General features: G+C 60.7%; 31 protein-coding genes and 2 pseudogenes. 10 read left to right on the top strand and 23 right to left on the bottom strand.

All coding sequences use genetic code 11. The annotated features are described in order from the left end of the window. Positions 1-23: 23 nt before the first annotated feature. The 3 genes from HX868_RS13730 to HX868_RS13720 form a co-directional block, all read right to left on the bottom strand. A complete protein-coding gene (locus HX868_RS13730) occupies positions 24-380 on the bottom strand; it encodes a c-type cytochrome (protein WP_016979647.1) in 357 nt (118 codons plus the stop codon). A gap of 144 nt (positions 381-524) precedes the next feature. After that, positions 525-1,277 (bottom strand): outer membrane beta-barrel protein, encoded by a 753-nt coding sequence (locus HX868_RS13725; RefSeq protein ID WP_016979648.1) that lies wholly within the window; start codon positions 1,275-1,277, stop codon positions 525-527. A gap of 136 nt (positions 1,278-1,413) precedes the next feature. Then, a complete protein-coding gene (locus HX868_RS13720; protein WP_177003225.1) occupies positions 1,414-2,238 on the bottom strand; it encodes an arylamine N-acetyltransferase family protein in 825 nt (274 codons plus the stop codon). A 120-nt stretch (positions 2,239-2,358) separates the two neighbouring features. On the opposite strand from HX868_RS13720, the gene HX868_RS13715 reads away from it, so the two are divergent. After that, positions 2,359-2,595, top strand: a complete 237-nt coding sequence (locus HX868_RS13715; RefSeq protein WP_016979650.1) for a DUF6555 family protein — start codon at positions 2,359-2,361, stop codon at positions 2,593-2,595. 80 nt (positions 2,596-2,675) lie between these two features. Here HX868_RS13715 and HX868_RS13710 read toward each other — a convergent pair whose 3' ends face one another. Both HX868_RS13710 and HX868_RS13705 read right to left on the bottom strand, forming a co-directional pair. Next, positions 2,676-3,050 (bottom strand): tautomerase family protein, encoded by a 375-nt coding sequence (locus tag HX868_RS13710; protein WP_177003224.1) that lies wholly within the window; start codon positions 3,048-3,050, stop codon positions 2,676-2,678. A 6-nt stretch (positions 3,051-3,056) separates the two neighbouring features. Then, positions 3,057-3,380 (bottom strand): carboxymuconolactone decarboxylase family protein, encoded by a 324-nt coding sequence (locus tag HX868_RS13705; RefSeq protein ID WP_177003223.1) that lies wholly within the window; start codon positions 3,378-3,380, stop codon positions 3,057-3,059. Between the two features lie 107 nt (positions 3,381-3,487). Here HX868_RS13705 and HX868_RS13700 point away from each other — a divergent pair, with 107 nt between their 5' ends. Then, positions 3,488-4,375, top strand: coding sequence for a LysR substrate-binding domain-containing protein (locus HX868_RS13700; protein ID WP_177003222.1), 888 nt, complete (start codon positions 3,488-3,490; stop codon positions 4,373-4,375). 543 nt (positions 4,376-4,918) lie between these two features. On the opposite strand, the gene HX868_RS13695 is transcribed toward HX868_RS13700, so the two are convergent. Next, positions 4,919-5,302 (bottom strand): winged helix-turn-helix transcriptional regulator, encoded by a 384-nt coding sequence (locus tag HX868_RS13695; RefSeq protein WP_177003277.1) that lies wholly within the window; start codon positions 5,300-5,302, stop codon positions 4,919-4,921. A 204-nt stretch (positions 5,303-5,506) separates the two neighbouring features. On the opposite strand from HX868_RS13695, the gene HX868_RS13690 reads away from it, so the two are divergent. Then, positions 5,507-6,445 (top strand): NADP-dependent oxidoreductase, encoded by a 939-nt coding sequence (locus tag HX868_RS13690; protein WP_177003221.1) that lies wholly within the window; start codon positions 5,507-5,509, stop codon positions 6,443-6,445. Next, positions 6,442-6,825: a hypothetical protein gene (locus tag HX868_RS13685; RefSeq protein ID WP_177003220.1), complete on the top strand. Its 384-nt coding sequence runs from the start codon at positions 6,442-6,444 to the stop codon at positions 6,823-6,825. The genes HX868_RS13690 and HX868_RS13685 overlap by 4 nt, the downstream gene beginning before the upstream one ends. 207 nt (positions 6,826-7,032) lie before the next feature. On the opposite strand, the pseudogene HX868_RS30745 reads toward HX868_RS13685, so the two are convergent. Beyond that, positions 7,033-7,152 (bottom strand): annotated as a pseudogene (locus HX868_RS30745) (integrase); the annotation flags it as partial. A gap of 74 nt (positions 7,153-7,226) precedes the next feature. On the opposite strand from HX868_RS30745, the gene HX868_RS13680 reads away from it, so the two are divergent. Further along, positions 7,227-7,472, top strand: a complete 246-nt coding sequence (locus tag HX868_RS13680; RefSeq protein ID WP_177003219.1) for a hypothetical protein — start codon at positions 7,227-7,229, stop codon at positions 7,470-7,472. 321 nt (positions 7,473-7,793) lie between these two features. Further along, complete coding sequence (locus HX868_RS13675; protein WP_177003218.1) at positions 7,794-8,222, top strand: hypothetical protein; 429 nt, start codon at positions 7,794-7,796, stop codon at positions 8,220-8,222. A 77-nt stretch (positions 8,223-8,299) separates the two neighbouring features. Here HX868_RS13675 and HX868_RS13670 read toward each other — a convergent pair whose 3' ends face one another. After that, complete coding sequence (locus tag HX868_RS13670) at positions 8,300-8,500, bottom strand: DUF6021 family protein (RefSeq protein ID WP_177003217.1); 201 nt, start codon at positions 8,498-8,500, stop codon at positions 8,300-8,302. Between the two features lie 14 nt (positions 8,501-8,514). After that, positions 8,515-8,691, bottom strand: coding sequence for a hypothetical protein (locus HX868_RS13665; RefSeq protein WP_177003216.1), 177 nt, complete (start codon positions 8,689-8,691; stop codon positions 8,515-8,517). A 113-nt stretch (positions 8,692-8,804) separates the two neighbouring features. On the opposite strand from HX868_RS13665, the gene HX868_RS13660 reads away from it, so the two are divergent. Then, positions 8,805-9,326 carry a DUF3087 family protein gene (locus HX868_RS13660; RefSeq protein ID WP_177003215.1) on the top strand — a complete coding sequence of 174 codons (522 nt, stop codon included), beginning with the start codon at positions 8,805-8,807 and terminating at the stop codon, positions 9,324-9,326. On the opposite strand, the gene HX868_RS13655 is transcribed toward HX868_RS13660, so the two are convergent. Genes HX868_RS13655 through HX868_RS13645 form a run of 3 tightly spaced genes read right to left on the bottom strand, consistent with a single transcriptional unit; the run spans position 9,323 to position 12,349 of the window. Continuing rightward, positions 9,323-9,763, bottom strand: coding sequence for an MEKHLA domain-containing protein (locus HX868_RS13655; RefSeq protein WP_177003276.1), 441 nt, complete (start codon positions 9,761-9,763; stop codon positions 9,323-9,325). The two genes, HX868_RS13660 and HX868_RS13655, sit on opposite strands and share 4 nt — an antisense overlap. A 43-nt stretch (positions 9,764-9,806) precedes the next feature. Next, on the bottom strand, positions 9,807-10,937 hold the full coding sequence (locus tag HX868_RS13650; RefSeq protein WP_177003214.1) for an MFS transporter: 1,131 nt from the start codon (positions 10,935-10,937) through the stop codon (positions 9,807-9,809). A 47-nt stretch (positions 10,938-10,984) separates the two neighbouring features. Beyond that, the gene (locus HX868_RS13645; protein WP_177003213.1) at positions 10,985-12,349 is read right to left on the bottom strand and encodes an MFS transporter; all 1,365 of its coding nucleotides are present in this window, start codon (positions 12,347-12,349) and stop codon (positions 10,985-10,987) included. Positions 12,350-12,549: 200 nt separating this feature from the next. Here HX868_RS13645 and HX868_RS13640 point away from each other — a divergent pair, with 200 nt between their 5' ends. Further along, on the top strand, positions 12,550-13,275 hold the full coding sequence (locus HX868_RS13640) for a carbonic anhydrase (RefSeq protein WP_177003212.1): 726 nt from the start codon (positions 12,550-12,552) through the stop codon (positions 13,273-13,275). A 3-nt stretch (positions 13,276-13,278) separates the two neighbouring features. Here HX868_RS13640 and HX868_RS13635 read toward each other — a convergent pair whose 3' ends face one another. The 7 genes from HX868_RS13635 to HX868_RS13605 are packed head-to-tail and all read right to left on the bottom strand — an operon-like array spanning position 13,279 to position 17,101. Continuing rightward, positions 13,279-13,728, bottom strand: coding sequence for an alpha/beta fold hydrolase (locus tag HX868_RS13635; protein WP_177003211.1), 450 nt, complete (start codon positions 13,726-13,728; stop codon positions 13,279-13,281). Continuing rightward, complete coding sequence (locus HX868_RS13630; RefSeq protein WP_177003210.1) at positions 13,721-14,470, bottom strand: HvfC/BufC N-terminal domain-containing protein; 750 nt, start codon at positions 14,468-14,470, stop codon at positions 13,721-13,723. The genes HX868_RS13635 and HX868_RS13630 overlap by 8 nt, the downstream gene beginning before the upstream one ends. Beyond that, positions 14,467-15,291: an MNIO family bufferin maturase gene (gene bufB / locus HX868_RS13625; RefSeq protein ID WP_177003209.1), complete on the bottom strand. Its 825-nt coding sequence runs from the start codon at positions 15,289-15,291 to the stop codon at positions 14,467-14,469. The genes HX868_RS13630 and bufB overlap by 4 nt, the downstream gene beginning before the upstream one ends. 54 nt (positions 15,292-15,345) lie before the next feature. Next, the gene (gene bufA2, locus HX868_RS13620; RefSeq protein WP_016979675.1) at positions 15,346-15,618 is read right to left on the bottom strand and encodes a BufA2 family periplasmic bufferin-type metallophore; all 273 of its coding nucleotides are present in this window, start codon (positions 15,616-15,618) and stop codon (positions 15,346-15,348) included. Between the two features lie 26 nt (positions 15,619-15,644). Beyond that, complete coding sequence (locus tag HX868_RS13615) at positions 15,645-16,406, bottom strand: alpha/beta fold hydrolase (RefSeq protein ID WP_177003208.1); 762 nt, start codon at positions 16,404-16,406, stop codon at positions 15,645-15,647. Between the two features lie 18 nt (positions 16,407-16,424). Continuing rightward, positions 16,425-16,832, bottom strand: a complete 408-nt coding sequence (locus HX868_RS13610) for a DoxX family membrane protein (protein ID WP_177003207.1) — start codon at positions 16,830-16,832, stop codon at positions 16,425-16,427. Then, entirely contained in the window at positions 16,829-17,101 is a 273-nt protein-coding gene (locus HX868_RS13605) for a BufA1 family periplasmic bufferin-type metallophore (RefSeq protein ID WP_010209548.1), read from the bottom strand. The genes HX868_RS13610 and HX868_RS13605 overlap by 4 nt, the downstream gene beginning before the upstream one ends. A 576-nt stretch (positions 17,102-17,677) precedes the next feature. Here HX868_RS13605 and HX868_RS13600 point away from each other — a divergent pair. Further along, positions 17,678-20,494 (top strand): ATP-binding protein, encoded by a 2,817-nt coding sequence (locus tag HX868_RS13600; RefSeq protein WP_177003206.1) that lies wholly within the window; start codon positions 17,678-17,680, stop codon positions 20,492-20,494. Positions 20,495-20,645: 151 nt separating this feature from the next. Here HX868_RS13600 and HX868_RS13595 read toward each other — a convergent pair. Next, positions 20,646-21,538 (bottom strand): annotated as a pseudogene (locus tag HX868_RS13595) (glycine betaine ABC transporter substrate-binding protein). A gap of 156 nt (positions 21,539-21,694) precedes the next feature. On the opposite strand from HX868_RS13595, the gene HX868_RS13590 reads away from it, so the two are divergent. After that, positions 21,695-23,731, top strand: coding sequence for an NADH:flavin oxidoreductase (locus HX868_RS13590; RefSeq protein ID WP_177003205.1), 2,037 nt, complete (start codon positions 21,695-21,697; stop codon positions 23,729-23,731). On the opposite strand, the gene HX868_RS13585 is transcribed toward HX868_RS13590, so the two are convergent. The 3 genes from HX868_RS13585 to HX868_RS13575 all read right to left on the bottom strand — a co-directional run bounded on the left by HX868_RS13585 (position 23,728) and on the right by HX868_RS13575 (position 26,386). Beyond that, positions 23,728-24,399, bottom strand: coding sequence for a TetR/AcrR family transcriptional regulator (locus HX868_RS13585; RefSeq protein WP_177003204.1), 672 nt, complete (start codon positions 24,397-24,399; stop codon positions 23,728-23,730). The genes HX868_RS13590 and HX868_RS13585 overlap by 4 nt on opposite strands. Before the next feature lie 86 nt (positions 24,400-24,485). Beyond that, entirely contained in the window at positions 24,486-25,553 is a 1,068-nt protein-coding gene (locus tag HX868_RS13580) for an alpha/beta hydrolase family protein (RefSeq protein WP_218168650.1), read from the bottom strand. 62 nt (positions 25,554-25,615) lie between these two features. After that, complete coding sequence (locus HX868_RS13575) at positions 25,616-26,386, bottom strand: APH(3') family aminoglycoside O-phosphotransferase (RefSeq protein ID WP_177003203.1); 771 nt, start codon at positions 26,384-26,386, stop codon at positions 25,616-25,618. Between the last annotated feature and the right edge of the window lie 372 nt (positions 26,387-26,758).

Below are 26,758 nucleotides of genomic sequence, written 5' to 3'. Positions count from 1 at the left end.
AAAGCGCCATCCACCACCCCTTCTTATTGTTGGATTTGCACGCCGGCCATAAAGCCGATCAGCGCCACAAACTGTTCCTCGGAGCACTGCATGCACATCCCCATCGGCGGCATGCCGTTGTAGCCGTTGATGCTGTGGTCCAGCAGCGTGTCGACACCCTGGGCGATACGCGGGCTCCACGCCGCGCGGTCAGCCGTCAGCGGCGCACCGGAGGCCGGGTTGGCATGGCACAGCTTGCAACTGCTGTCGTAGACCTGGGCGAGCGCCGGGTCAGCGGGCATGGCCGTCGCCGCCGTGGCGCGTTCGGGGGAGTGTTTGGGAGTGTCGTCACAGGCCGTGAGCAGGCCGAGTAGCAGCAACAAAAAGGCGATGCGGGGCATGGCCACCCTCTCTTCTCAGGCTATGGAAAGCAGGTTCCACACTAAGGCAGCGACGCGGCGGCGTTGAGGGTTTTGGCGGACACAAAGGGGGCTGATGGGGACAGTTGAACGTGGGCGTTGGCCACCCACGTCCCGGTGATGCGCTTAGAACGCGATACCGACCTTGAAGCCGTACTCGTTGCGCTTGAGCTTGGTGTTGTCGGCCACTTCGGAATCGCCGTCGAGTTTGTACTCGGTGCGGGTGTAGTACAGGCCCGCGACCACCGGCAGATCGCCCTTCTGGTTCATCAGCAGGCTGACTTCGGCGTAGGGGTTGGTGCGGTCCTTGAGGTCCACGGTGTCGCTGCCGAAATCATCCACCTTGAGCTTGGTGCGGCCATCGATGGTGCGACGGGCACCGGCTTCGACACGCAGGGTCATGTCATCGAACTGGTGGTTGTAGCCCAGGGCTGCCTTGGCGAACGGCGACTTGTTGGTGAGCTTCACGTCGAGGTCGTTGATCTCGGGCTCGTAGCGCGTCCAGCTGTAGCCACCGCCGACGATCACGTCGACAAAGTTGCGCGCATCCAGCGCGGCACGCCAGCCGAGGTCAAGGTCGGCCTGGCCTTCCTTGAGCTTGTTGTCGCTCTTTTCGCCGTACTTGGCTTCGATGCCGGCCTGGTAGATAAAGCCGGATTCAGCGGTGAGCTTGTTGCCGAAGTTATAGAACAGGCCCGCTTCGGGCATGTGGCTCTTGTCGCTTTCGCTGCCGCCTTCGAATTTGAAATCGTTGTAGCTGCCCAGGATCCCGAAGGTGGAAATCGGGTCAGTGGACGGTGCGGCGAACACCGCGGCAGGCGCAGCGACCAGCGCCAGCAGCGAGGAACCCTTGAGGAATTTTCCGAATAGCTTGGACATCGTTTTACATCTCCTTGTCTGGTGAGCAAATTATTCAGGAACCGGTTCGAACCCCTGCTTGCGCGAAAGGTTCGAATTAATTTGCGTTGATTTGGAGGTAAAACGGTTCAGCGAAGGCTCTAACTCAACACTTCTATCAATTGGCCACCACCAAGCCATCAAGGACAGTGCGCAGCGCCGGCGTGACCGGCACGCGAATGCAGAAGGTTTCAGTCAATACCTGCAACACCTCGTCGGCACTGGTGAGGGCGCGCTTTTCACTCGGCCGGTCCAGGTAGTGAATCGCATAATGGGCGTTGTTCAGGGTATGGCGCTTACCCGCAGCCAAGCGCGCGACTTTCAACTGGCCAATGAATACCGAGTCCGGATGGGTGGAGACATACCAGTTGCCGATTTCATAATCGATGGCTGCCTGCACCTGCAGATCGAACACATACAGCCCGCGCCACTCCTCCGCCACATGCGCCCACAAGGTGTAACTGCCCTGCCCGTCGAAACTCAGTCGATAAGGCTCATGCGCCGTGGCCTGCACCGCCTCGGTGTCCAACCGCAACGGACTGCTGGGCACCATGCCGCCAAAGCCGACATCGGTGATATAGCGCACGCCATCCAACGTCACCAGGCTCAAACGATGCGTCCGCGCCGTACGCGCATCCGGCGGCCCACCCATCACCACCCGCCCAGTGATGCCGCGCGCGTCAAAACCAAGCTCCTGCAATAACGCAAGGAACATCTGGTTCAACTCGTAGCAATACCCGCCCCGCCCTTCCAACAGCACTTTCTGCTCGACGCTGGCCAAATCGATAGGCACCGGCAGGCGCATCAGGCTCGACAGGTTCTCGAAGGCAAAGGTGCACACATGGCGCAGTTGCAGCTCCCGCAAGGTGTGCAAGGTCGGCGCTGGCGGCGAGTCGTATCCCAGGCGTTGCAGATAGAGGCGGCTATGGGTCAACAGTGACATGGCGCAATCCTTGGGCACGGGATAGAGGCGACACTATGCCCCGCCGATGTGCAGATTGTCATTTTGAATGAACCTTTTTGAACGCTGCCCTATCCATCTATAACAACACAGGGAGGCAACATGAGTACCGCGAAAATCTACACCATCAATTATCAGCTGCACGGCAAACCGAAATCCTTTGTGGTGCGCGCCGAAGTGATGAACAACGCCGAGGCCTGGCACTGGGCGGCAGTGGATGCCGATATCGCCCATGTAAGCCGCGTGGGGCGGGTTGGGCACGAGCAAGTGAAGAAGACGACCCGACCTTGGGCGGAGAAATTTGGGATTACGGAGGTGACGTGGGTGGCGCCGAAGTGAGGGGGGAAAGCCCCGCTGGGTGAGGCGGGGTTTTCTGGACTGTAGCGGCCATCTGTACAGGCGATGCATAAATCCGCAGGCTAATTGCCCCGCCCGCCTCCAAACGACCACTCGTCACCGGCTGTAGTGGAAATCACCACCATGACATCCTCCGCGTTCAGTCCCGTCGCCCGCTCTAATTTTCCAACCAGATCACGGTAAAAACGCTGTTTGGTCTCAACACTTCGAGGCCGGCCTGCGGTGATCGCGATCAGCACAAAGTCATGGCTACGCGGCCCACCCAAGTAATGGGGATCGAATATCAGCTCGCCAACCTCATGTTGGTGAATAGCCTGGAAGCGATCAGCCTTCGGCACCTCGAAGCTCTCGACCAAGGCGTCGTGCAACCCGTCAGACAACGCGTGTAAATACTCGACCGACTTCCCACGGTGCAGTGAAATTCGTGCAAACGGCATCAACGGTTACTCCTGAGGTTTTGGAAGGCTGGCCTGTAGTTCACTGAGCACATTCAGCGCCGAGGCGGCTGTTGGCCAACCTGAATAAAACGCCAGATGGGTGATGACCTCGGCCAGCTCGTCAACACTCAAGCCGTTATCCAGTGCACGTTTCAAATGAAAAGGCAGCTGCTCCAGACGGTACATCGCCACCAGCGCGGCCACGGTCGCCAGACTGCGCTCACGGGGATTCAATTGCGTACGCGTCCACATGTCACCAAACAATACGTCGTCAGTCAGCTCGGCAAATTTTTGCGGGTAGCTGCTCTGGTGTTCTCGCCCCGTTATCATCGTTTTTCCCCCTGAAGTCCCAATTGACGAGGAAAAACTATCAACTCGCGATAGTCCCGAATATCAGATTTAATAGCACCCATCATCCCGAATTAGTGGACTGTCGAATGCGCCGCCCAACCTTCGATCTCGACGTATTGCGTACCTTCGTCACCGGCGTGGAGTTCAACAGTTTTGCCAGAGCGGCGGATCGTCTCGGTCGTTCGACGTCTGCCGTCAGCGCTCAATTGAAGAAACTCGAAGAGCAGGTCGGTACGCCGATCCTGGCCAAGTCCGGCCGCGGGCTGGCCTTGACCCCCACGGGAGAAACACTGCTCAGTCATGCCCGCCGCTTGCTGGAGCTGAACGACGGCATTTTTCAGACCCTACACGAAGGCCAAACCGCCGGGACCCTACGTCTCGGGCTTCAAGAAGACTTTGGCGAGCATTTCCTGAGCGATATCCTGCGACGCTTCGTCCAAACTTACCCGAGGGTCAATCTCGAAGTCAGGATCGCCCGCAACACCGAACTGCTGGCGCTGGTCGAACGCTCCAATCTGGACCTCGCCCTGACCTGGGACACCGGGCACACGTCACCCTATGCCACACACCTGGGCGAAACACAGATGCACTGGATCGGCGCCCGCGATACACCACTGCTGACGGCCCTCGACGACTCACCGTTGCCATTGATCCTGTTCGACGCGCCTTGCCTATTGCGCAGCGCCGCCACCCAAGCGCTGGATGCTGCGCACATTCCATGGCGAATTGCCCTGACCAGCCCCAGCGTCGGCGGTATCTGGGCAGCCGTCGCCGCCGGATTGGGCCTGACGCTGCGAACCCGCATTGGGCTGCCAAGCCACTTGACCGTTGTGTCTGGCCTGCCCCCCGTACCGAGCCTTGGCTATGTGCTTCACTGCGATAACGACAACCCGAGTCCCGCCACCCAACAATTGGTCGCGTTAATTAAAACGAGCCTGCAAGAGCAGCAGTTTCGGTTCCCGCTGACGAAATAATTCTGGGCTGCACGCGTCGGCGTCGACGCACAAATTACCGCGCCACGTTTGGCGCAGCGCCTGCTGGGAGACTGGCATGAAGAACATGAAGATATCGTTTTTGAGTTGGGGTTAATCAGGGAAAACTGCGCGACGTCCGCGCGATTGCGGAAGCCGCACAGAAAAATCTCGAGTACCTGATCAGGTGGGGCAACCTGGAAGAGTTCCAGTGCAAGTGCGCTTGTGCGTTAGCGCGTATTGGCTCCAGCGATTCAAAGGTAGCGCTGGAGCTCATGGCACAGCAGTCCAACCCAGGCCTTTGCAAGTAGGCTGAGGAGGGTCTGAAGCATTGGCCTATGTCGGTCAAAAGCGGGTTAGCGGGACGAGTTTGTCTTTCTCAATGACCGCTTTCGGCCAAAAGCTGCCATTGACTCGTAATCGATATCTACGGCGATATCTGCTTTTGTGATGGTACGTTCCGGGCATTTCTTTGAGGGCATGGCCAGCATCAGGCGCTGGAAGAAGTGTTGGAATGGGCTAAGCGCAAATACTCCGAAAAGATATTCATGCTGACTGGTTACTAGGGGGATTCGCGCTTTGCGCTGGGATCCGACTAGCGTTCGGGAGGGGTTGCTCGTCTCGCGCCACGCGAGTGTCGTATTCGAGTCGTGCGACCAAAACTGGCTTCATGTTGTCCTCAGCCCACTGACACATTTGCCCAGTAACTGAGGTGATGCTTATGCCAAGCGGCGTCAGCGAGTATTCCACGCGTGGTGGCGAGCTCGGGTATACGACGCGCAAGACCAAGCCGTCTCGTTCAAGTAAGCGCAAGGTTTGCGTCAGCATCTTCTGCGTCACGCCGCCCACGTGCCGACGCAGTTCACCGAAACGCATCGGCCCCGACGAGAGTGAATCGACCACCAACAGGGTCCATTTATCCGCGAGCATCTGAATAACGCTACGCGACGGGCAAGTGACGTCATAAATGTCGCCTGCCCGCAGTTTTCCTATCTGGGATCGAGCGAGGTGATTGAACGTAGTATCCATTGGGTACCTATAGCACTAAAAGGTGCCTAATTTACAAAGGGAATCATCTCGATGAGTATAGCCCCATAGGCTCTATTTCAGAGTTTTTATCTGAGAAAGCAAATTATGAAAAGCTTGATTCAGTACAGCGTTGGCGGCCCGGAAGTGCTCGAAATGGCCGAGGTACCCAAACCGGTGCGCACCTTCACTGATGTGCTAGTGCGTGTGCATGCCGCGTCCATCAACCCAGTCGACCTTATGGTGCGATCAGGCGTATTCCCACTGCTGGGTGCCCTGCCCTTCGTGCCGGGTTGGGACGTGTCTGGCGTAGTTGAGGAAATCGAAATTGGCACTACCCGCTTTAAAGTGGGAGACGAAGTCTTTGGCATGCCGCTGTTCCCACGTGCCTTAAACGCCTACGCAGAATACGTTGCTGCACCATCGCGCCACTTCTGGAAAAAACCGGCGCGCCTGAGCCATGCCCAGGCCGCGGCACTACCGTTGGTTGGGCTGACGGCGTTGCAAGCGTTGAGCGAAATCGCCCAGGTTGAACCTGGCCAGCGTGTGCTAATCCATGGCGGCGGAGGTGGGCTGGGCCACATCGCGGTGCAGGTCGCCAAGGCACTGGGGGCACACGTCATTACGACAGCCAGCGCAGGCAAACACGATTTCGTGCGCAGCCTTGGCGCTGATGAAGTGATCGATTATCAGGCCGTCGATTTCACCACGGTCCTTAGCGACATCGACGTGGTATTCGATACCGTGGGTCATAGATACGCAGAGCGCTCTTTGTCAGTGCTTAAGCCAGGTGGCATCGTCGTTACATCCATGGGCCTGAGTCACGGCCACATGCCGGCCTTGGCTGAGGCCGCCGGACGACGTTTCTCCAGCATTGCAGTTGAACCGGATAGCGCGGGCCTGCAACAGCTAGCTGCATGGGTCGAATCGGGTCAGTTAACGCCGCATGTCAGTCATGAGTTTCCGCTAAGCGAAGGAGCAAAGGCGCATGCGCTGGTGGAACAGGGAAGCACGCTGGGCAAGGTAGTTTTGAGTATCGCGCCATGACCGCGCCGTCGACACCGTTGTTATCGCCAGCCTGGCTAGACCAATTGGCACCAGACGCGATTCTAATTTCGTCAGTCCTCAATCGCTCTTTGCAAGGCAGGGATTCGATCATCAAAGTCGTACAGGCCGTAGGTGGGATGTATGAGGCCCATTTAGTGGCATTTCATGCCACATTTTCGGACAGGGAGCTGATCGAATATGACGCTCTCACCTTAGGCGGGGTTGCCGTACACGGCGTTGTATTACTCAGCAGAAACGCGGCAGGCGAAATCCTCAATGTTGGTGTCCACCATGGCCCCGTGGAAGCGGTGAACAAGCTTTCCGCCGCGTTGAAAGAGCGCCTGTTTGACGAGTTCGGGGGCGAATATTTCCTGCCCTGAGTTTTAGTGAATGGGTGGCGTCGACGCTTAGACTAGCGCCACCTCTCCCGCTAATAACAGGATCAATGAAACGCGCGATCTGTTGGGTTCGCGCACGTCCATTCCTCTCATACGCCTTTGGTTTTTTTGTAGTTTGTTTTCATTCGGCAGAACGCCGGGGGAAGGGTAAAAGGTTCTCAAACCAAAATCGCACCCCCTTGCAGACTGCGGCTTTACGATCTCGCCGCCACGCCGGTAAACCGTCTCTGTGATGCGTTTGTCCGTGTGCCCCAGAAGGCGGCTAGCATCACCGAGTTCCAGAATTTCGCTTGTTGCCTTTGGGCGGATATAATAGGCAACACCATCGATGCATACGGCTCTGAAACAGTTGGCGGCGAGATAGGTTCCTTGGGAGATAAGAAGTGATTAAGCCTACATCGAGATTTCAAGCATTTATGTTGCTTTTGATATATGTAATATCTTTGTTTTTTTTGGTGGGTGTTATTGCGAAATTTATGGGCGCTTCCATTAGTTACTATAAAGCTGGCGTATGGCAACTTGGCTGGTCTGATATTTCGGGTTTATTTCCTGGGGCTTTTGCTTATGCCGTCCCTGTTGGGATTGGGGTCTGGGTACTATCATGGCTGAAAGACGGCCGCGAAGGCTGAGTGCAACACCAATATTTGCTTCCTTCTGACCGCAAAACTCAAAGCCCGAGACACCTCCTCCGCTCAGCTCCAGAATGACGCTCAGCGTAAAAATAGACGTATTTTTTAATGGATTTTCTATTCCACATAAACGGCGACACGTGAATCGAGCCTCTTTGTGTAGAATCTCAAGAGAGTCTGCTTTTGGCCGATTTCTGCCCTTCATAAACGGCAGCTTTGGTTAGTAAACTCCCATCTCAAATGCCGCTTGATTCGGCGCACTTTCACTGTAAAAAGCAGTGGCCATTCAACGAACCACCCGCGTCAAAAAGGTCACAGGGAATGAGATCGCTAGAAAACAATCCGCCACTGCTCACGCATATTCCGCTGACCGCCATCGGCGTCGGGCTAGGCTTTGCCGTTGCCCTCTACACAACCGGCAAGGGCCCCTTCTTCCTGGAGAACTTTGCATACGCCTGGTTACCCCAAGCGGCGGTGCTTTGCGTGGCGTTGCTGTGCAAGGCGTCAAGAGAGTCTTTGGGGGGAATGGCTACTGCCATGGGGCTGTATTTGTTCCTTTTCCATCTTTGGGTCACAGACTCCATGGGTTGGCTTTTCTATCTGTTCAGCTTTCCCGGCATCCTCATCGGGGCACTGCTTGGCGTTGTTTTCAGTCCCGCGCGGAAGTTGCTCAAGGCGCCGGCAGCGTTTGCGTGGGTGGTGCTCGGCATAGTGGGTAATTTGGCGGTTCTGGTTATTACGGTCACATAAGCCCCCTCAACCCCGAAGGGCCGACTTTGGCCGGAAGTTGCCAAAGTCAGTTGTTGCTCAACGTCAAAGGCCTCCACTCAAGGCTTCAAGTCGCCCAACGGATCATAAGGCGGCTTTTTTTCATCCTTGTCTTTCTTCTCCTTATCCAACGGCGCAATCGCCGGCCCTACCGGATCCACCTGCGGATCCGCCACATCCGGCGAATCCGGGTCAAACCCCAGCTCATCCTTGCCACTGGAATGCTCGCCCGAAGCCGGGCCTTTGGGTGTGTTACTCACGGCGTTCTCCTCGTTCAAAGTGGGCGGGCCTTGTCGTGCAGGTTTTCCAGGTCTTCCTCGACGCGTTCCACGTCGTCGGCCTGACGTTCCGCCGGGTCGTTGGGGCGCAACGCATCGTTGTCGCGCTCTTCTTCTCCGGGTGTGCGGTCAGGGTTTGGGGTGCCGGGGGGCGGCTGGTTGTAGTCGGACATGATGGTTCACCTCAAGGGGTCTACACAGGTTTAGAGAAACCGCCGTGCGCCAACGTTCAACTTGTTTGCCCAAGCGTGAGATGATGCCCACCCCTTCTGGAGACATGAACCGGATGTTCGAGCTCAAACCCTGCGACCCTGTCACCTTCCGCCAGCAAACCCGGCGCAGCACCTTAATGGTGGCGGTGCTGTTCCTGGCCCTGGCGATGTTGCTGTCGAGCCTGGCGGTGATGCTGTTTGGCGAGCCTGGCGGGGATAATTTCCGCTTTAATGTCGGCGGAGTGTTCGCCGGGGTGCTGATTTCGGTGGCGCTGGTGCGCGGTCCGTTCTGGTCTCAGCCGTGGCTGGCGGCGGCGGTGTATGGCTGGCAGCTCAAGCGCAACCTGATGAGCGTGACCAATGTGATGCACAAGGTCACCGAGCGGGTGCAGGCCAATGATCCGACGGCGATCAAGGTGCTGCGTTTTTATCACTTGGGCCTGACGCAGATGCATGAGCTCGATGCCAACTCCAGCGCCCAGGTGCAACTGGTCGCTGAGGTCGAGGAGCATAAGGCCAAGATGCAGGCGCTGGGGATCGATCCCGAGCAGACCCGATTCGACCCCGCCTGGCTGGACGCGTTTAAAAGCGCTTAGGCCAGCACGCCGATGCGTTGCGCGTCGGGCCAGAACAGCGCGGCCTGGCCGCAAGGCTGGCCGGCGTCGTCGAGCAGGATCCACACTACCCCGGCGTGGATCATGAAGGGCTGATCAAAGGCATCTACGCGCCAGCCGCTGTAACCGGCGGCGATGCCGTTGGCGGTGACTTGCTCCAGCAGTACCTGGCGCGCGGCGCGGTCGAGTTCCGAGGCGCTGAAGCGTGAGGGCATGCCGATGAAGCGCTCGCGCGGGTATTTGAAGCACTGCAACGCGCAGTCGTTCACGTAGGTAAAGCGCGGGTCTGCGGCGCCGTCATGGGCGAGCAGGCTGTAGGGCGCGTCGCGGTGCAGCCAGGCCAGGCGCTGTTGCGGGTCGAGGTGGTCGGGGGCCGGCAGTCCCTGGCCGGTCCAGTGTCGATACGCCATGTCCAGCACGCCTACGAAGTCTTCTTGATGGGACACGCACACCCTCACATGGTCAGTTGGAAATCTTTGCCCGCCAGCAGAACACCGCGCTGACGGCAATGGCCGCACCGGCCAGGCCAAACACCCAGGGCGCCGAGGCGATCGGCAGCAGCAAGCCGGCGAGCAAGGGCCCGAGGCCAGCGCCGATATCGCGCCACACGGCGTTCGAGGCCAGCGCCGACACGCGCATGGAACCGGGATTGCGCTCGGCCACCAGGGTCGTCACCAGCGGCAGTTGCAGCGCACGCAGCACCAGCACCGCCGCCGCGCCGACAATCACCCAGTAGCTGCCAAATGCGGTCAGGGCCAGGGCACTCAGGAACGAAAACAGCAACAGCATCGAGGTCGCGCCAAACCGCTGGGCCGCGCGACCGCCCAGGGGGCTCAGGAGCATTTCCGAGACGTACCGCAGCGCCACCAGGCCACCGGCGATCAGCACCGCATCGCCGCCCAGCAGCTTCTGCGCCTGGATCGACAGGCCGAAGATAAACAGGCCGTCCAGCGCCACACCTTCGATAAACGACCACATCGCCACGCTGTCCGGCCACTTGAAGCGGCGCCCCGGCGTGCTGTGCAAATCATGCCCGACCGTAGGCAAGCCGCGCGCCATCCACAAGCCCACCAGGCAGCAGCCGGCCAGAATCAGAAAGATCGGACGCGGCCCGGCCATCAATGTCAGCCAGCCGCCCAGGGGCAACGCCAGCATCGGCCCCAGGGCGATCAGCGCGCGGGAACGCCCGGCCCGGCGTGCGGCACCGGCAGGTTCCGAGGTGGCTAGCACTTGGGTCGAGAGGTTCAACGCAGCAAAACACAGGCCCCACACCAGGCGCAGGCACAGCAAAGCGGCGAAGCCGGACAGTAGCGAGTTGCCCACGGCGCACAGGGTAGCGGCGCCGGCGGCGATCATGCAGGTCAGGCGGTCGCCGTTACGTGCGTAAAAATTCAGCACATGGCGGTAGCCGAAAATCCGCACCAGGCGGTTGGCCGCCAGCAGCACACCGGCTTGGGCCAGGGTGATGCCGAAGGCCTGGGATTCCATCGGCAGCAGTAGGTAGAGCAACACGTCGCTGGGCAGGCATAACGCCAGGGTCAGCGCGGCGCGGCGGGAGTGGGTATCAGCGGTGCGGAGGGCCAGGCTGGACATAAATCTGGAAACATCCCGAAATATTCAGGTCGCCACGGTAGCGTTAATCAGCCCTTTTTCCCATAGGGAAACAACCGCAGACCACTGGCCACGGCCCCGACCAAGGCAAATCCGCAGCCCAGCCACAGTGCATATTGCGGCCCGCTGCCCAGGGACAGGTGAAAACACAAGGCCACCAACGACGCGCCCAGCGTCTGCCCCAACAACCGCGAAATCGCCACGATGCCACTGGCCCCGCCGCTGCGGGCCAACGGCGCGCTGGTCATCAAGGCCTTGAGGTTGGGTGACTGGAAGAAGCCGAAGCCCGCGCCACATAGCGCCATGCGCCAGCCGATATCCAATGCCGACGCGCCGCTGCCCAGGGTCGCGAGCGCGGCCATGCCCACGCTGAGCATCAACAGGCCGATGCCGCACAGCACGCCCAGGTTCACCCGGTCGGCCAGGCGCCCCGCCACCAGCGCCATCACCGCCACAACAGCGGGCCAGGGTGTCATCAGGAAACCGGTTTCCACCTGGCTATGCCCCAGAACCGCCTGCAACAGGAACGGCAGCGACACAAAGGCCAGGCCCTGGGCGCTGAACGCGCAAATGGCAGTGAGGGAAGACAAGGCAAACACCGGGCGCTTGAACAGGTCCAGCGCCAGCATCGGCGCCGGGTGCCCGGCCTGGCGCCGCAACAACAACGCGCCGCACACCAGCGCCACCGCGATCAGGGCCAAGGTCAACGCACCCTGGGCGCCGTGCACCGCCGTGCCCAAACCCAACACCAACAACGCAAACAGCCCCGCGCACAACAACGCGGCAAGACGATCGAAGGCATGCCCGGTCATCGGCAGGGTCGGCAACGAGCGCAGGCCCAACGCCAGCGCCAGCAAACCCAAGGGCACGTTGATCAGGTACAGCCAGTGCCAGGTCGCTACCGACAGAATCGCCGATGCAGCGGTCGGCCCCAGGGTAAACGCCAGCCCCACCACCAGCGAGTTGTAACCCAGCCCCCGACCCAGCATCTTCGACGGGTAGATATGCCGCAGCAACGCCGTGTTCACACTCATGATCGCCGCCGCGCCCAGCCCCTGCACCACCCGCGCCGCCGTCAGGGTGACCAGCGACCCGGCCAACCCGCAAAACAGTGACGAGACAATAAACAGCAACAACCCGCCGAGATACACCCGGCGATGCCCCAACACATCACTGAGGGACGCAAACGGCAACACCGTGGCGATGATCGCCAACTGGTAGGCATTTACCACCCAGATCACCGAGGCGGAATCGGTGCCAATCCCCTCGGCCAGGGTCGGCAAGGCCGTGTTGACGATGGCCGTGTCCAGGGTCGCCATACCGATCCCCAGGGAGATCGCAATCACGGCTGGCAGGCGTTTTTTGAGGGGCAACCCATCGGCAACAGAAGACATGGACAATCCGCGCAGGTGACAAAGGCCCTTAGATTACGGGCAGACCGTTTTTTTTTCAGTGACCGATGGGCTGGCTGTCAGAATTTTCATGTTGATGCCCACGCGATTCCCGACAAAAAACGGACAGCGCCTACATCTCCCCCCGACCATTCTTTGCACCCTTGGCGTTTCTTCTCTTAACGAACCAGAGAGCGCCGCCCATGCACAAGCAGCCACCCCTGACCCATGACCGTCGACAATTCCTACGCCTTGCTACGGTCGGCGCTGGCGCCCTGATGCTCACGGGCGCGTTACCTGCAGCGCTCGCACACGCCTCGCCGGCACCGAAGGCGGCCAATAACCTCAACCCACAACAAGCCCTGGCCAGGTTGATGGAAGGCAACGGTCGCTATGCCGAAGGCGTCACCAAGCGCCATGAATTCATGAGCGAGCGCGAGGCGTTGGAGGGCGGGCAGAATCCGTTCGTCGCGGTCCTGAGCTGCGCTGATTCACGGATTACTCCGGAGTACGCCTTCGATACCGGCCTCGGCGACCTGTTTGCCGTACGGGTGGCGGGTAACTTCGTGACCGACAACGGGCTCGCCAGCCTCGAATATGCGGTGGCGGTGCTCGGCACGCCGTTGATCATGGTGCTCGGGCACGACAGCTGCGGCGCCCTTGCCGCCGGGGTGAAAGCAACCAAGGAGAATGCCACGTTCCCCGGCAAGATCCAGGGCCTGGCCGACGCGTTCAAGCCGTCGGTGCGCAAAGTCTTGAAAGCGCCTGGCGATCTGCTTGCGAACGCCATTGCGCAAAATGTCAGCGACACGGTAGCGCGGCTCAAGGCCGAGTCGACGCTGCTGGCGGACGCCCTGGCCGCCGGCAAACTGCACATTGTCGGCGGTATCTACAGGTTGCACAGTGGCCGGGTCGAGTTGATCGGCTGACCCTCAACGCCAGTGCCCGGTGCTGGCCATTAACCCCACGGCTTGCGCAAAACCCGCCTGGGGTGCGGTGTTCAGCGTGACCAGCCCGACACAGCGGCTCGGCTTCAACGTCGCGGTCCGCGCAGCGACCCGTGCGCCCTGCTCCGCACCGGCGAACACCGCTTCGGGGATGTGCAGCGCATTCATCAGGTCGAGCACATCCTGGCCAAGCACAGCGTCGTCTGCCGTGCGCAGGTACGGGACGATCACCCGAAACCCCTGGGCCGCCAGCGGCGCCGTCACCTCGGAGAACGCCCTGACATCCGCCCCCAGTAAAATGATCGCCCGGCCCTCCTCCGGCCCAAACTGTTCATAACGGATCTCCTGGTCATCGGTACTTACCTGTTGCACTGCCAATGCCGGTGCGGCCATCACCACCGCCGCCAACAACAAAAAACCTCGACGATCAAACATGACGGACTCCCACTATTAATTCACTGCCCAGCCAACCGGCCAGGTATTCCCCTGCCTGCATCACGCCCGCTTCTTCCCCCAGGCGCTGCACCAGGAACTCACACAGCCCGGCGAAGCTGCCGTCGGCCTGTAGCTGTTGCACGGCCAGTAATTCCAGCGCATCTACCTGGCGCAAACGCGACGTGAACTGACGCCGCCATACCAGCAGGCCGCCCGCCTGTTCCAGCATCACTGCTTCCGGCGTGGGCGCTTCCTGCCACAGCGCCGACCAGATGGCCTCGGCATTGGTGGTCAGGGCGTGGCAGCGCAACGACGGCGTCAACTGCAACACGGCCGTGTCCCAATCCAGCTCGGCCAAGGCCTCCAGGGCCAACGGCTGTGCATCGGCGGCGACAAAGGCTTCATTCAGGGCCGACTCGATCCAGGCCAGTTCATGCACATCGGGGTTGCGCGGGAATACGTCCTTCAAGGTGGCGTAGAAGCCCTCCGGATACGCGTCCAGCGTCCAGGCGTGAGGCGGATGGCGGTCGATATGGGTGATGCTTGCGGCCAGGAAGGCTTCCTCCCCGACCCACCGGCGCAGGTTGGGAAACGCCTGTTCCAGGCAACCCACCAACTGCGCGCGGTAGTTGTTCTGGTACACCGCCAGGCCGGCGTGATGATTGCCCAGCGCCTGCGCGGATTCATCCGACGCACTCACCAACCAGCTGCGAAAGGTCTGTTGTAGCTGCGCCAGGTTCATCGTTGCGCTCCCAACGTCCGGGCCATGGCCAATTCCTGGAGCAGCTCGGCAAGCGGCGGGATTTCATCGTCGCGCTCGATCATGGTCGCCACCGGGCCCAGCCGGGTCATGGCCTGGGCGTACAGCTCCCAGACGCCGGTGCACACCGGGCTGTCATGGCTGTCGATCAAAATGTCGCGGCCCTGGCTATGGCCGGCCAGGTGCACCTGGCGCACACGTTCGGCGGGAATACCCTTGAGAAACGCCAGGGCGTCGAAACCGTGGTTGCTGGCACTCACGAACACGTTGTTGACGTCCAGCAGCAGCTCGCAGCCGGTGCGCTGGGCCATGGCCGCGATAAATTCCCACTCGGTCATGGAGGCGCCTTCAAACGCCAGGTAGCTCGATGGGTTCTCGAACAACATCGTGCGGCCCAATGCGTCCTGGGCTTGCTGGATGTTGGCGCAGACTCGGTCCAGGGCTTCGTCGGTGTAGGGCACTGGCAACAAGTCATGGGAATTGAATCCCCCGCTGCGCGACCAGCTCAAGTGGTCGGACACAAACAGCGGTTCAACTTCGTCTACCAGCGACTTGAGGCGCTTCAAGTAATCCCCGTCCAGCCCTTCGGCGGTGCCGATGGACATGGACACGCCGTGCAGCGCCACCGGGTAGCGCTCGCGCACCTGGCGCAGGATATGCCGGGGCTGGCCGCCCGCGACCATGAAGTTTTCGGAGATCACTTCGACGAAATCCACGGGCACCGAGGTCTCCAGGAAGTCGCAGTAATGCTCCTTGCGCAGGCCCAGGCCGTAGCCTGAAAAGTGCGGGTTGGATGTCGACATGGCGGATCTCCGCAAAGAATAAGTGGCGAGCCCGCAAGGGGCCCGCCGGGTGGATTACTTCGGTTCAGTCAGGGTGCCGCCGGCCTTCAGACATTCGGACGGGGTCTTGACGATCACGCCTTCGCCCTTGCAGCTATTGAGGCCTTTGCAGTCGTTCTTGGCGGTGGCGCACAGGCTGGTGCCTTTGCAGGTGTTGACGCCGTAGCAACGGCCGGGTTTTTCCTGCTGATCAGCAGCGCTGGCAGCGGTGGCGAACGAAGCGGAGGCCATGGCGATCAGGGCAGCAGCGGCAGCAAGGCTCAGGCGGGATTTGAGTGCAGTGTTCATGGGTGTTTCTCCGGGGTTGGGGTGAATTACTTGATAACGGAAGCAGCGTCTTCGATGACCTTCGCCACAGCCTCAGGCTGGGAGATGTACACCGAGTGGCTGGCCTTGATTTCGGTGACCTTGGAACCGGCGCGCTTGTACATCCAGCGTTGCAGGTCCGGGCTCAGGGCACGGTCTTCGGTGGACACCACCGCGTAGGTCGGTTTCTTGTGCCAGGCCGCGGCCCACACATTGCCGCCGAACAAGGCGGTGGTCGCCGGCACTTGGGAGGCGGCCATGAAGTCAGTGCGGTTGGTGGTCAGGTCAGCGGCAAAGTCGGCGTTGAATTTGGCGCGATCGAAGAACAGATGACCGTCGCGGCTGGCCTTGATGTCATCGCTGGGCGCCGGCATCGAGCCGATCAACTGGGCCATGTTCTCGCCCACTTCCGGCTGCAGCGCCGACACGTAAACCAGCGACTTGACCTTGTCGCGGTCGCCGGCAATCGAGATCACCCCGCCACCGGAGCTGTGACCCACCAGCACCACGGGGCCGACTTGCTGTTCGAGCACTTCACGCGCCTCGGCCACATCGGCGGCGAGGCTTTCGTGGCCCTGGTGCACCACGGTGACCTTGTAGCCCTTGTGAATCAGGATGTCGTGCACCACGCGCCAGCCGGAACCGTCGACGAACGACCCGGGCACGATCACCACGCTTTTACCGGTGCCGGGCTGCGGGGCATCGGCCGCCTGGGCCAGCATCGGAACCGTCAGGGCCATGGCAATGGCCAGGGAAGAAAGCATACGCATTGGAAGTCTCCATCAAAGTTATGAACGTTTGCCTGAGATCAGGCGGTCCAGCGACCAGGCTCCACCGCCGAACGCCAGCAGTGGCAACAACAAGCCCGCCCAGGTCAGGTGCACCGGCCAGGCGGCGGGGTACACAAACACCTCAATCACCAAAGTCATGCCCAGCAGCGCGGCGGCGGCCGGACGGGTCAACAGGCCAAGCACCAACAACAGCGGGAACAGGTGCTCGGCGTACGTTGCCAGGTGCGCGGCCCAGTCCGGCGGGATCAGCGGCAAGGCGTATTCCGAACGGAACAGCGTGTAGGTCGACGGCTTGAGTTCAAGAAACCCCGTGACCTTGGTGCGCCCCGACAGGAAGAACACCGCCGCAATCGCCACCCGCGCCACCAGCAACAGCAGCGCTTCGGGGAGCAGGCGCTGGATCACGGCTGCTCCGTCAGGCTGCCGAAGCCTTTAGGGGTCTTGATCTGGGTGCAGGTGCCTTTGTCCACCAGCACCCAGGCGTTGCCCTGGTAGTCGGTGGTGGAGGTGGCGGCGCACGAAGTGCCCGCGCCTGCGGCGCAATCGTTGGCACCGGCCAGGGCCACGCCGAAGCATTTTTCCTGGGGCTTGGGTTCATCGGCATGGGCCACGGCCGCGAAGGCGCTGAGGGAGAGGGCGAGGGTTGCCGCGAGGGCTGCGTAAGGACGCTTCATGGGGTGAGTCTCCTGGCTTGACTGAGTGTGGCCAGGGCGCCTTGGGGTCGGTGACCGCCTGCGCCAGCTGGTGTGCAGAGTTAAAGCCAGGCGTGTATCCGGTCTGTGTCGCGAACGCGATAGAACGTCATGCGGGTGTATCAGGATGGTGCGGGGATACAGTTCGATACACAGTCAATAAAACAGTGCCAAAACCCCGGCGGTTTATTCGGCATCCCGAACGACACAATTAGAAATATTCGTGTTTCCGAACGAAGGCGATTTCGCGTCGCCGATGACCGCAAAAATCACCATAAATTTCATATGGTTGTTGTCATGTTTGTTACATGCCAACTGGCATACATTCTGCTTTATCCATGTTTCTGGTAATAAAATGTTTCAGCTCTGAGACAGTCTCATCCCCTGAAGCATGGCCGGCGATCCACCTATAAAAACCACCACGCCCCAAAGGAGGGCGGCCTTTCCGACCTTTTGATCGACATCAACTTTCCAAGACTGCTGCTGCACATCTGCACCCCAAAAAGGGCGAACGGCCTGATCGCCGAAAACAAGCCCGACTATAAAAAGGACGATTTGATGAGCTCGAGCAAGAACCACGCAGCGTCCTTCCTGGACGCAGACCACCCCGCGCCGGCCACCCCGGACAGCACCATTGGCTTCGGTCCCTTTCTACTCCTGGCAAGACAGCACGTATTGCTGCGCAACGGCGAGCCGGTGACCCTCGGCAGCCGTGCGCTCTACCTGTTGATTGCCCTGGTGACCCGTGCCGGCGAATTGCTGGAGAAGTCCGAACTGATCTCCTTCGCCTGGCCCAAGGTGGTGGTGGAGGAATGCAACCTGCGCGCGCAGATCGTCGCGTTGCGCCGGGCCCTGGGTGACGATGGCAACTTCAGCTACATCGTCACCGTACCGGGCCGGGGTTATCGCTTTGTCGCGCCGGTCACGGTGCAGGCTGCCGGTGAAGAGCACCTGCCGGTGCCTTATGTGCGAGTGGATGAGCCCAATCTGCCGACGTCGACGGCTGAGGTGATCGGCCGCGACGCCTTGATCGCCAGCCTGGCCGACCAGGTCATGAGCCAGCGTTTCGTCACCCTCACCGGCCCCGGCGGCATCGGCAAGACCACCGTGGCCATGGCCGTGGCGCAGCGCCTGGCCGGCGAACTCAACCTGGGCAGTTGCTTTGTCGACCTGGCACCCGCCACCAGTGGGCAATGGGTGGCCGGCATGCTCGCCAGCGCCCTGGGTATCCAGACGGTCAGCGAAAACCCGCTGCAGGGCGTGGCCGCCAGCCTGGCCCACCGGCGCTTGCTGCTGGTGCTGGACAACTGCGAGCATCTGCTGCCGGCCACCGCCGACGCCGTGGAAACCCTGCTGCGCAGCGCGCCCCAATGCCATGTGCTGACCACCAGCCGCGAACCCCTGCGCGCCGACGGTGAACGGGTGCACGACCTGGCGCCGTTGCAAGTGCCCGACGCGCACGTCAGCCTCAGCGCCCACGAAGCCCTGACCTGGTCCGGCGTGCGGCTGTTTGTGGAGCGGGTGCGCGCCCTCGATCCCGACTTTGTATTCCGTGATGTCGATGTCGCGGCGGCCTGTGCAATCTGCCGCAAGCTCGACAGCAACGCCCTGGCCATCGAAATCGCCGCCGCCCGGGTGCGTACCTTTGGCATCCAGGACCTGGTGGGCCTGCTTGACGGCAGTTTCCGCCTGCAAATGACCGGTCGACGCACCGCCCTCGCCCGCCATCGCTCCCTTAGCGCCACCCTGGATTGGACCTACGCCATGCTCAGTGGCGATGAACAGGCGATGCTGCGCCAGCTTGCGGTGTTTACCGGTTCCTTCACCCTGGAAGCGGTCAAGGCGATGACCGCCAGCAGCAGCCTCGACCCGCGCAACGCCCTGCCCCTGCTCGAAAGCCTGATGGACAAGTCACTGCTGATCGCCGGTGAGTCCAAGGCGCTCAAACGCTATCGCCTGCTGGAAACCACCCGCGCCTACGCCCTGGAAAAACTCAGCGAACAGGGCGAAACCCGCTCAACCTGCCAACGCCATGCACGCTATGCCCTCGGTATGTTGCAGGAAGCCGGGCAGACCCTGGACGGCCTGTCGCCGGAAACCTGGCTGGCGCTCTACGGCCCGGAAATCAACACCATCCGCGCGGCGCTCGACTGGGCCTATTCGCCCACCGGGGACTTACCCCTGGGCATCGAACTGACCCTGGGCGGCGTGCCGCTGTGGCTGCGTTTGTCCCTGGTCAGCGAGTGCCGGACCTGGGTCGACAAAGGCCTGGCCAGCGACGGCCTCGTCCCACTGCCGTTGCGCCAGCGCATGCTGTTGCAGACCGCCCTGGCCAGCGTGCTGATGCTCACCTACGGCACCGGCAGCGAAATGCGCGAAGCCTGGCGCCAGGTGCGCGAAGACGCCCGCGACCTCAGTGATGCCGAGCACAAGTTGCGCGCCCTGTGGGGTTTGTGGACCGACCGCTGCGGCTGCAACCAGTACACCGAAGCGCTGGAACTGGCCGAGCGCTATATCGCCCTGAACAGCAGCGGCAGCCACCAACTGCTCGGCAAGCGCATGCGCGCTGTGGCGCTGTTCCATATGGGTGATTTGATGGGCGCTCGGCAGAATATCGACGAAGCCCTGGGCTCACCGTCAGCGCCGCGCTCGCACATCATCGACGTGCACTTCGACCAACGCATCGCCGCGCGCTGCCTCAAGGCCAAGGTGCAGTTGCTCGAAGGCGATGTCGACCCGGCGCTGCGCTTGGTGGGACATTGTGTCGACGAAGCCATTTCCCTCGACCACCCCGCGACCCTTTGGTACACCCTGTGCCTGGGTGCGATCCCCCTGGCCCTGCTGGCGTCCAACCTGCCGAAAGTGCGCTACTACCTGGGCCTGCTGCAAGACAGCACCACCGGCCAGGACCTGCACATCTGGCGGCAGTTTCGCCTGTGTTTCGAGAGTATCCTGCTGATCCGCGAAGGCTCCCCGGAAGTCGGCGTGCCGCAACTGGGCGAAGCCCTGCATCACCTGCAAGGCCAGGGTGACAGCCAACTCTACAGCCTGCTGCGCTGTGAATACGCCCTGGGCCTGGCGCGCCTGGGCCTGGAAAAACTCGCTCTGGAAGTGCTGGAAGACACCCTGCAATTGGCCCTCGGTCGCCAAGAACGCTGGTTCGCGCCGCAGATGCTGCGCATCAAGGCACAACTGACCCTGCGCCAGGCTCACTACGGCTCGGTCGACAAGGCCAAAGTGCTGCTGCGCCAGGCGTGGGTAGATGCGCAATTATCCGGCGCACATTTTTGGCGGGCGCAGATTGCGACGGATTTGGCGCGACTGCAGGAGCCCAAATTGCGCATCGCCTCCCTGCCGCGTTTCCAGCACCGATAGCGACGTCGATCTGGAGTGACCTGCTGTTGTGAACCCGGCGCGCTGCGGTGAATGACGCTGTAGCAGGTTTGCCGTGTTGGGCCGCGAAGCGGCCCCAATACCAGGCACTGAGTGTCGTCTGCAAACATACGGTGAATCGGACGAGGGCTGCCTATCGGGAAACCAATCCCGGTTTAAACATCCCCTCAAAGCGCGCCTTGTTCGCCGCGTAATACGCCGCCACAGCCTTGTCCGCGGTGCTTTCCCGTGCCTGCATCATCAACGCTTCCAAGTCAGCCTGGGGGATAGAGAAATGCGCAAAGAAGTACGCCACTTCAGGATGCTCCTGGCTGAAGCCTTTGCGGGCCATGGCGTGGATCTGTTCGGCGCCGCCGAAAATCTGCTTGGGATCATCCAGGTAGCGCAGCGACCATTTGGAGAACATCCAGTGCGGGCTCCAGGCGTTGCCAATGACCACTTGTCACGCTTGAGGTTGCGGTCCAGCTCGTTGAGCATGCCGCTCTCTGATGACCCCACCAGTTTGTAGCCCACCAGCTTGTAGTCCTCGATCGCCTTGACGGTGAGTTTGTACTGGCCGTTGCCGACTTCGGAGGTAAAGATCTTGCCGTCGAACTTCTCGCGAATCCCCGGTTTATTCAGGTCTTCCACGCTGGAGACTTCCGCGACCGGCACCGAAGTGGGTACAGCCATGCCGATTCGCCCTTCATACAGCACGCCGAGGTCTTCGAGCCGGTCCTTGTACTTGTCGTAGAACGCCTTGTGGGTGCTGGGCAGCCAGACCATCGGGATCAGGTCGATATTGCCGTTGGCCAGCGCCTGGAACTGGATGCCGATATCGGCCATCACCAGCTTGACCGGTTGCTTGAGATGTTCCTGCAACGCCGTGCTGGCGAGCTTGACGGTGATTTCCGTGTCGGACCAGTTCACCCAACCGATGCGTACCGGTGGTTTTTCTTCTGCATGGGTCACCGCCGCAGTGGCGCCCAGCGCAAGGCCGAACAGGTAGGCACAGGCTTTTTTCCGATAGTGCACATGAGCATTCATCAGACGTCCTCCTAAGGGGTGAGGCCGATCTTAGCGACGACTTAAGGGCACCGCAATAAAAATGTACAGCAGTGTCGACCATTATTGACACCTATGTACATTTATCCTAATTTCAGATCGCCGAGCCTGATGATGCCCACTACGGAGCACAGAATAATGTCCAGCGATCCCCTGCTGCAGCCCTACACAATCAAGCACCTGACCCTGCGCAACCGGATCATGACCACGGCCCACGAACCGGCCTACCCGGTGGACGGCATGCCGCAGGCGTTGTACCGCGCCTACCACGTCGAACGCGCCAAGGCCGGTGTGGCGTTGACCATGACCGCGGGCTCCGCTGCCGTGTCACGGGACAGCCCACCGGTGTTCAACAATGTGCTGGCCTACAAAGATGAAGTGGTCGGCTGGTTGAAGGACCTCACCGATGAGTGCCACGAACACGGTGCTGCGGTGATGATCCAGCTGACACACCTGGGCCGGCGCACACGCTGGGACAAGGCTGATTGGCTGCCGGTGGTCTCGCCGTCGCACCGTCGCGAGGCGTCACATCGCTCGTTCCCAAAGAAGATGGAAGACTGGGACATCGAGCGGATCATCAAGGACTACGTCGACGCCGCCGAACGCATGAAAGCCGCCGGGTTGGACGGTCTTGAGCTGCAGGCCTACGGCCATTTGATGGACCAGTTCTGGTCACCGCTGACCAACGAGCTGGACGGCCCTTACGGCGGTTCGCTGGAGAACCGCATGCGCTTTACCTTCGACGTTCTGCGCGGCATTCGCCAGCGCGTCGGCGAAGACTTTCTGCTGGGCGTGCGCTACACCGGTGACGAGGCGCTGCCGGGCGGGTTCACCGCCAGCGAAGGCCTGCAGGTTTCGCACATGCTCAAGGACAGCGGGCTGGTGGACTTCCTCAACGTGGTACGTGGGCATATCGATACCGACGCAGGGCTGACCGACGTGATTCCGATCCAGGGCATGCGCAACTCGCCGCACCTGGATTTTGCCGGCGAGATCCGTGCGTCCACCGGCTTTCCCACCTTCCACGCAGCGAAAATCCCGGATGTGGCCACCGCGCGCTACGCCATTGCGTCGGGCAAGGTGGACATGGTCGGCATGACCCGCGCCCATATGACCGACCCGCATATCGTGCGCAAGATCATCGAGCGGCGTGAAGAAAACATCCGCCCCTGCGTCGGCGCCAACTACTGCCTGGACCGCATCTACCAGGGCGGCGCCGCCTACTGCATCCACAACGCGGCGACCGGCCGTGAAACCAGCATGCCCCATGAGATTCCCAAGGCTGCGGTGAAGCGCAAAGTGCTGATCATCGGTACCGGCCCGGCCGGGCTGGAAGCGGCCAGGGTTGCCGGCGAGCGCGGGCACGATGTGACAGTACTGGAAGCGGCAGACCGGCCCGGCGGGCAAATCCGCCTGACCGCCCTGAGTGAGCGGCGTCGCGAGATGATCGGCATCATCGACTGGCGCATGGCCCAGTGCGAACGCCTGGGCGTGAAGTTCCACTTCAACACCTGGGCCGAAACCGAGACGGTGCTGGCCCATGAGCCGGACGTGGTGATCGTCGCCACCGGCGGCCTGCCGCACACCGAAGTGCTGACCGAGGGCAATGAGCTGGTGGTGTCGACCTGGGACATCATTTCCGGCGACGTCAAACCGGGGCGTCATGTGTTGATCTTCGACGACGCTGGCGACCACGCCGCGCTGCAAGCCGCCGAGGTGATTGCGCAAAGTGGCGCCAGCGTCGAAATCGTCACCCCGGACCGCGCGTTCGCCCCGGAAGTCATGGCCATGAACCTGGTGCCCTACATGCGCAGCCTGCAGGACCTGGACGTGACCTTTACCGTGACCTATCGGGTTGAAACAGTGGAGAAACGCGACGGTCGGCTGCTCGCCCGTTTTGGCAGTGACTACGGCGCGGTGCACAAGCAACGGGTGGTCGACCAGGTGGTGGTCAACCATGGCACGATTCCGCTGGATGACCTGTACTTTGAGTTGCGCGCGCACTCCAGCAATGGCGGCGCGGTCGAGCAGCAGGACTTGATTGCCGGGAACGCGCAGAACATCGTGACGAACCCTGAAGGTCGCTTCCAGCTGTTCCGGATCGGTGATGCAGTGGCCGCACGTAATACCCATGCGGCGATCTACGATGCGTTGCGGTTGGTCAAGGACCTTTAAAAACGCTCAAACACACCGGGTGTGGTTTCAGCATAACCAAACGCCCCATAGAAGCGGTCCAGTTCACGCCGCTTCAGGGCCTTGCCGGTGAACACGCTGACATACTGGGGAATACGCCGGAACCGCACCACGACCTCTTCGGTGGTGTTCATCGAGATATAGCCGATCTGCGTCAGGTAGATGGTCCGGGCACGCACATCGGCGGCCTCATCATCGTAGCCAAAACGCCGGAACATCCCGGTCAGGGCATTGATGCGGGTGTCATCAGCCTGCGCGATTTCGGCCGCGACTTCCACCGACTGCATCGCCCAACTGCGTACGGCAAACTCGAACTGCGAGTCGAATAGTTCCGGGTTCAACCAGCACTCGAAGACGTTGAGAATGGCCTCGGAAATACTCTCGGCATAGCGTTCGCACTGGTACACCAAGTTGCCGGTGTTTTTGTCGCGCCAACGGGTCAGCAAGGCGGCGAGCAGTTGCTCACGATCCTCGAAAAACCAATAGAAACTGGTGCGTGACAGGCCCAGCTGCTTGGCCAGCGGCATCACGCGCACGGCGTCGATACCCGACTCTTTGAGGGCCGCGTAGGCGGCGTCCAGCCACACATCGACCGAGCCGCGCCAGCCTGTGTCCTGGTTCTTGCCTCGCGGTTTTGCGGGTTGCGACATCCTTGGGTCACCTTTGCCGGGGAATTGCAGGCCACTCTACACGCCTCACCCGCGCCGTGCACAGAGAGTGTACAGCGACGTACATTTTATCCTTGGCCACCGCGCTCAACGCCACTCAACTCGGCTGCGGATGGAGACTTGATCCAGCGGGTGATCAATGCCAGGGAGCCCGGCGCGTAAGCATGACGTCCCAGCCCTGCGAACAGATACTCTTTCCATACGGGCCACTGCGTTACCAATTGATAATTGAACAGGCCTGCCCTTAACAAGCTGTGAGTGGCGTCGGGGATCACAACCGCTTGTCGTTGCCTGACGCCTGCAAACAGATCCCGATAGACAATCGAATCCGTGGACGTATCGACGTTCAAGTCCAGGGCACCCCAGATCGCCAATACCGGCCCCTTCATCGTCTTCAATGCCGCCGTCACATCTTCGTTGTAGTTTTTCTGGACGAAGTTGAAATGGGCCGCGTTCATGCGGGGAAAAAGGTCAGGGTTGTAGGTTTGATCCGACGCGCCGAAAACCCGGTCGTTCTTCGCATATTCGGCCTTCACGGCTGCGTCGATTTCATCCTGGGTCCGCCCTTCATCTGCCATGCGTACCCGCGTGTAGTACATGCCTTGTCGGCGCCAGTTCACGGCTGCGCCGACAATCACCGAAAAGCCGGGGTCTCCTTCACTGGCGGCGCGTGGAATCACCCAGCCGCCTTGGGAAAACCCCAGAAACCCGACCTTATCGGCTACAACGCCCTTTTGCTCGCGCATCAGGGCAAGTGCAGCCAGGGCTTCCGTGGCTCGGTCCGACATCGACTGGTTGAGCCAATTCCCCGTGCTCTGCCCGACCCCCTGTTTGTCCCACGTAAAAACGCCTATTCCGGCGTCGAGCAAGCTGTTGATGAGCGGGAAATAGCCGTCGGACGCAAAACGGTCCATGGGCCCATCCCCATGAATGAGCAGGACGATGGGCCCCGCTTGCACATCCGGAGGCAATGCCAGCGTCCCAACCAACTGCGCCCCTCCTGAGCGAAACGTCAGCGTCGAAACCCGGGCATTGCTGAACGCCATATCGGACAGATTCTGCAGCACGAAAACAGTCAAGCCCAGCAGCACTGCGCAGATACCCGCGACGCCAAACATCACAAACTTTTTGTGCATCCTGATCTCTACCCTGTCTATCGGCCGAGCCTCATGGGCATGCGCCCCTGCTCTGCATGCGCTCAATAAAACTCATCCAGCAAACAGTAGAACGCCAGGCGTCGATGATCCGGCTCCACGCCATAGGCCCTGAAAAACGGAGCGACCCAGGCGGCGCCATAGTTACGCTCAATACTTCGGGCGGCCAGCGCAAGATCCTGATAGATGTCACTGATACCGAGCCGACCGCAGTCGATGTAGCCGGTAAAACCGTTGCCTTCCATCATGAAGTTGGGCAGGCAGGCATCGCCGTGGGTGACCGCTAGCTCTTGGACCTGAGGACGTGACGCCAACAATTCTGCAAAGGCGTCGGCAGCAGTCCGGCCTGTTCGATCATCGTCAAAATCTTCCTCGTCAACGAGGCCTGCAAGCATTCGGCTTTTGGCGGTGGCTATTCGCTGTTCCAACGAGTGATCAAAGGGACATAGCTCAACAGGCACCTGATGCAGCGTACGCAAGGCCGCTGCGAGGATGCTGATGAGCTCGGATGGAGACACGCTGGCGCAATCGGACAGATCCTTTCCGGGAACAGCCGTCATCAGCAACCAATGCCGATCACTTTCCGTCGTGACATCAAGCACTGTCGGCCCAGGCAAGTTCAGCCGGTTCATCCAACCCAGTCGTTCAATCTCTTGCGGCAGCTCGCTGTGTACGCCAATCGGCTCGGACTTCACGAACAGGTCTTTCCCATCGGCACCGCGAACACGAAAAACCTCGGCGCCGGATTCGCCAACCGTTTGGCGCTCGATGATTGCCCCATCGAACTGCCGGGACCACTGGGAAGGAAAGTTCATCAGCCCTTTACTCTCTTATCGACAAAAACAGCCATCGTCATTACCAGCCCCCTTCCTTACGAGACAACATTCTTCACCAGCATCGATAAAACAGGAATTCAGGTATCGGCTCAGGGGCCGACTCCAGGTGGTAAGTGATGGGGTTGAAGAAAAGCGTCCCCGATATGAGGAAGACGGCAGCAGCCGGTTTGCTGTTCTAAAGAAAACGCAAATTAGCACTTTGTTTTTTGGATAATCCACACGCTAAAGGTAAAGAGTTGTGAAAGAGTTCCCCTCGGTTTCACATCCCGCGTGGAGCCCTCGCACGTATCGGGAGCAAGCAGGCTCACTCCCGAATCATGCTACTGACCTTCAACTTTCCTTTAGCGTCGC

The sequence above is a fragment of the Pseudomonas reactans genome (assembly GCF_013385825.1).
Taxonomy (GTDB): domain Bacteria; phylum Pseudomonadota; class Gammaproteobacteria; order Pseudomonadales; family Pseudomonadaceae; genus Aquipseudomonas; species Aquipseudomonas reactans.
This window is presented reverse-complemented; position numbering and strand designations above follow the sequence as displayed.

Excerpts from the sequence above, each read along its gene's own strand:
- HX868_RS13730 (WP_016979647.1), bottom strand. The coding sequence starts at position 380 with ATGCCCCGCATCGCCTTTTTGTTGCTGCTACTCGGCCTGCTCACGGCC.
- HX868_RS13725 (WP_016979648.1), bottom strand. The coding sequence starts at position 1,277 with ATGTCCAAGCTATTCGGAAAATTCCTCAAGGGTTCCTCGCTGCTGGCG.
- HX868_RS13720 (WP_177003225.1), bottom strand. The coding sequence starts at position 2,238 with ATGTCACTGTTGACCCATAGCCGCCTCTATCTGCAACGCCTGGGATAC.
- HX868_RS13715 (WP_016979650.1), top strand. The coding sequence starts at position 2,359 with ATGAGTACCGCGAAAATCTACACCATCAATTATCAGCTGCACGGCAAA.
- HX868_RS13710 (WP_177003224.1), bottom strand. The coding sequence starts at position 3,050 with ATGCCGTTTGCACGAATTTCACTGCACCGTGGGAAGTCGGTCGAGTAT.
- HX868_RS13705 (WP_177003223.1), bottom strand. The coding sequence starts at position 3,380 with ATGATAACGGGGCGAGAACACCAGAGCAGCTACCCGCAAAAATTTGCC.
- HX868_RS13700 (WP_177003222.1), top strand. The coding sequence starts at position 3,488 with ATGCGCCGCCCAACCTTCGATCTCGACGTATTGCGTACCTTCGTCACC.
- HX868_RS13695 (WP_177003277.1), bottom strand. The coding sequence starts at position 5,302 with ATGCTCGCGGATAAATGGACCCTGTTGGTGGTCGATTCACTCTCGTCG.
- HX868_RS13690 (WP_177003221.1), top strand. The coding sequence starts at position 5,507 with ATGAAAAGCTTGATTCAGTACAGCGTTGGCGGCCCGGAAGTGCTCGAA.
- HX868_RS13685 (WP_177003220.1), top strand. The coding sequence starts at position 6,442 with ATGACCGCGCCGTCGACACCGTTGTTATCGCCAGCCTGGCTAGACCAA.
- HX868_RS13675 (WP_177003218.1), top strand. The coding sequence starts at position 7,794 with ATGAGATCGCTAGAAAACAATCCGCCACTGCTCACGCATATTCCGCTG.
- HX868_RS13665 (WP_177003216.1), bottom strand. The coding sequence starts at position 8,691 with ATGTCCGACTACAACCAGCCGCCCCCCGGCACCCCAAACCCTGACCGC.
- HX868_RS13660 (WP_177003215.1), top strand. The coding sequence starts at position 8,805 with ATGTTCGAGCTCAAACCCTGCGACCCTGTCACCTTCCGCCAGCAAACC.
- HX868_RS13650 (WP_177003214.1), bottom strand. The coding sequence starts at position 10,937 with ATGTCCAGCCTGGCCCTCCGCACCGCTGATACCCACTCCCGCCGCGCC.
- HX868_RS13645 (WP_177003213.1), bottom strand. The coding sequence starts at position 12,349 with ATGTCTTCTGTTGCCGATGGGTTGCCCCTCAAAAAACGCCTGCCAGCC.
- HX868_RS13640 (WP_177003212.1), top strand. The coding sequence starts at position 12,550 with ATGCACAAGCAGCCACCCCTGACCCATGACCGTCGACAATTCCTACGC.
- HX868_RS13635 (WP_177003211.1), bottom strand. The coding sequence starts at position 13,728 with ATGTTTGATCGTCGAGGTTTTTTGTTGTTGGCGGCGGTGGTGATGGCC.
- HX868_RS13630 (WP_177003210.1), bottom strand. The coding sequence starts at position 14,470 with ATGAACCTGGCGCAGCTACAACAGACCTTTCGCAGCTGGTTGGTGAGT.
- bufB (WP_177003209.1), bottom strand. The coding sequence starts at position 15,291 with ATGTCGACATCCAACCCGCACTTTTCAGGCTACGGCCTGGGCCTGCGC.
- bufA2 (WP_016979675.1), bottom strand. The coding sequence starts at position 15,618 with ATGAACACTGCACTCAAATCCCGCCTGAGCCTTGCTGCCGCTGCTGCC.
- HX868_RS13615 (WP_177003208.1), bottom strand. The coding sequence starts at position 16,406 with ATGCGTATGCTTTCTTCCCTGGCCATTGCCATGGCCCTGACGGTTCCG.
- HX868_RS13605 (WP_010209548.1), bottom strand. The coding sequence starts at position 17,101 with ATGAAGCGTCCTTACGCAGCCCTCGCGGCAACCCTCGCCCTCTCCCTC.
- HX868_RS13600 (WP_177003206.1), top strand. The coding sequence starts at position 17,678 with ATGAGCTCGAGCAAGAACCACGCAGCGTCCTTCCTGGACGCAGACCAC.
- HX868_RS13590 (WP_177003205.1), top strand. The coding sequence starts at position 21,695 with ATGTCCAGCGATCCCCTGCTGCAGCCCTACACAATCAAGCACCTGACC.
- HX868_RS13585 (WP_177003204.1), bottom strand. The coding sequence starts at position 24,399 with ATGTCGCAACCCGCAAAACCGCGAGGCAAGAACCAGGACACAGGCTGG.
- HX868_RS13580 (WP_218168650.1), bottom strand. The coding sequence starts at position 25,553 with ATGCACAAAAAGTTTGTGATGTTTGGCGTCGCGGGTATCTGCGCAGTG.
- HX868_RS13575 (WP_177003203.1), bottom strand. The coding sequence starts at position 26,386 with ATGAACTTTCCTTCCCAGTGGTCCCGGCAGTTCGATGGGGCAATCATC.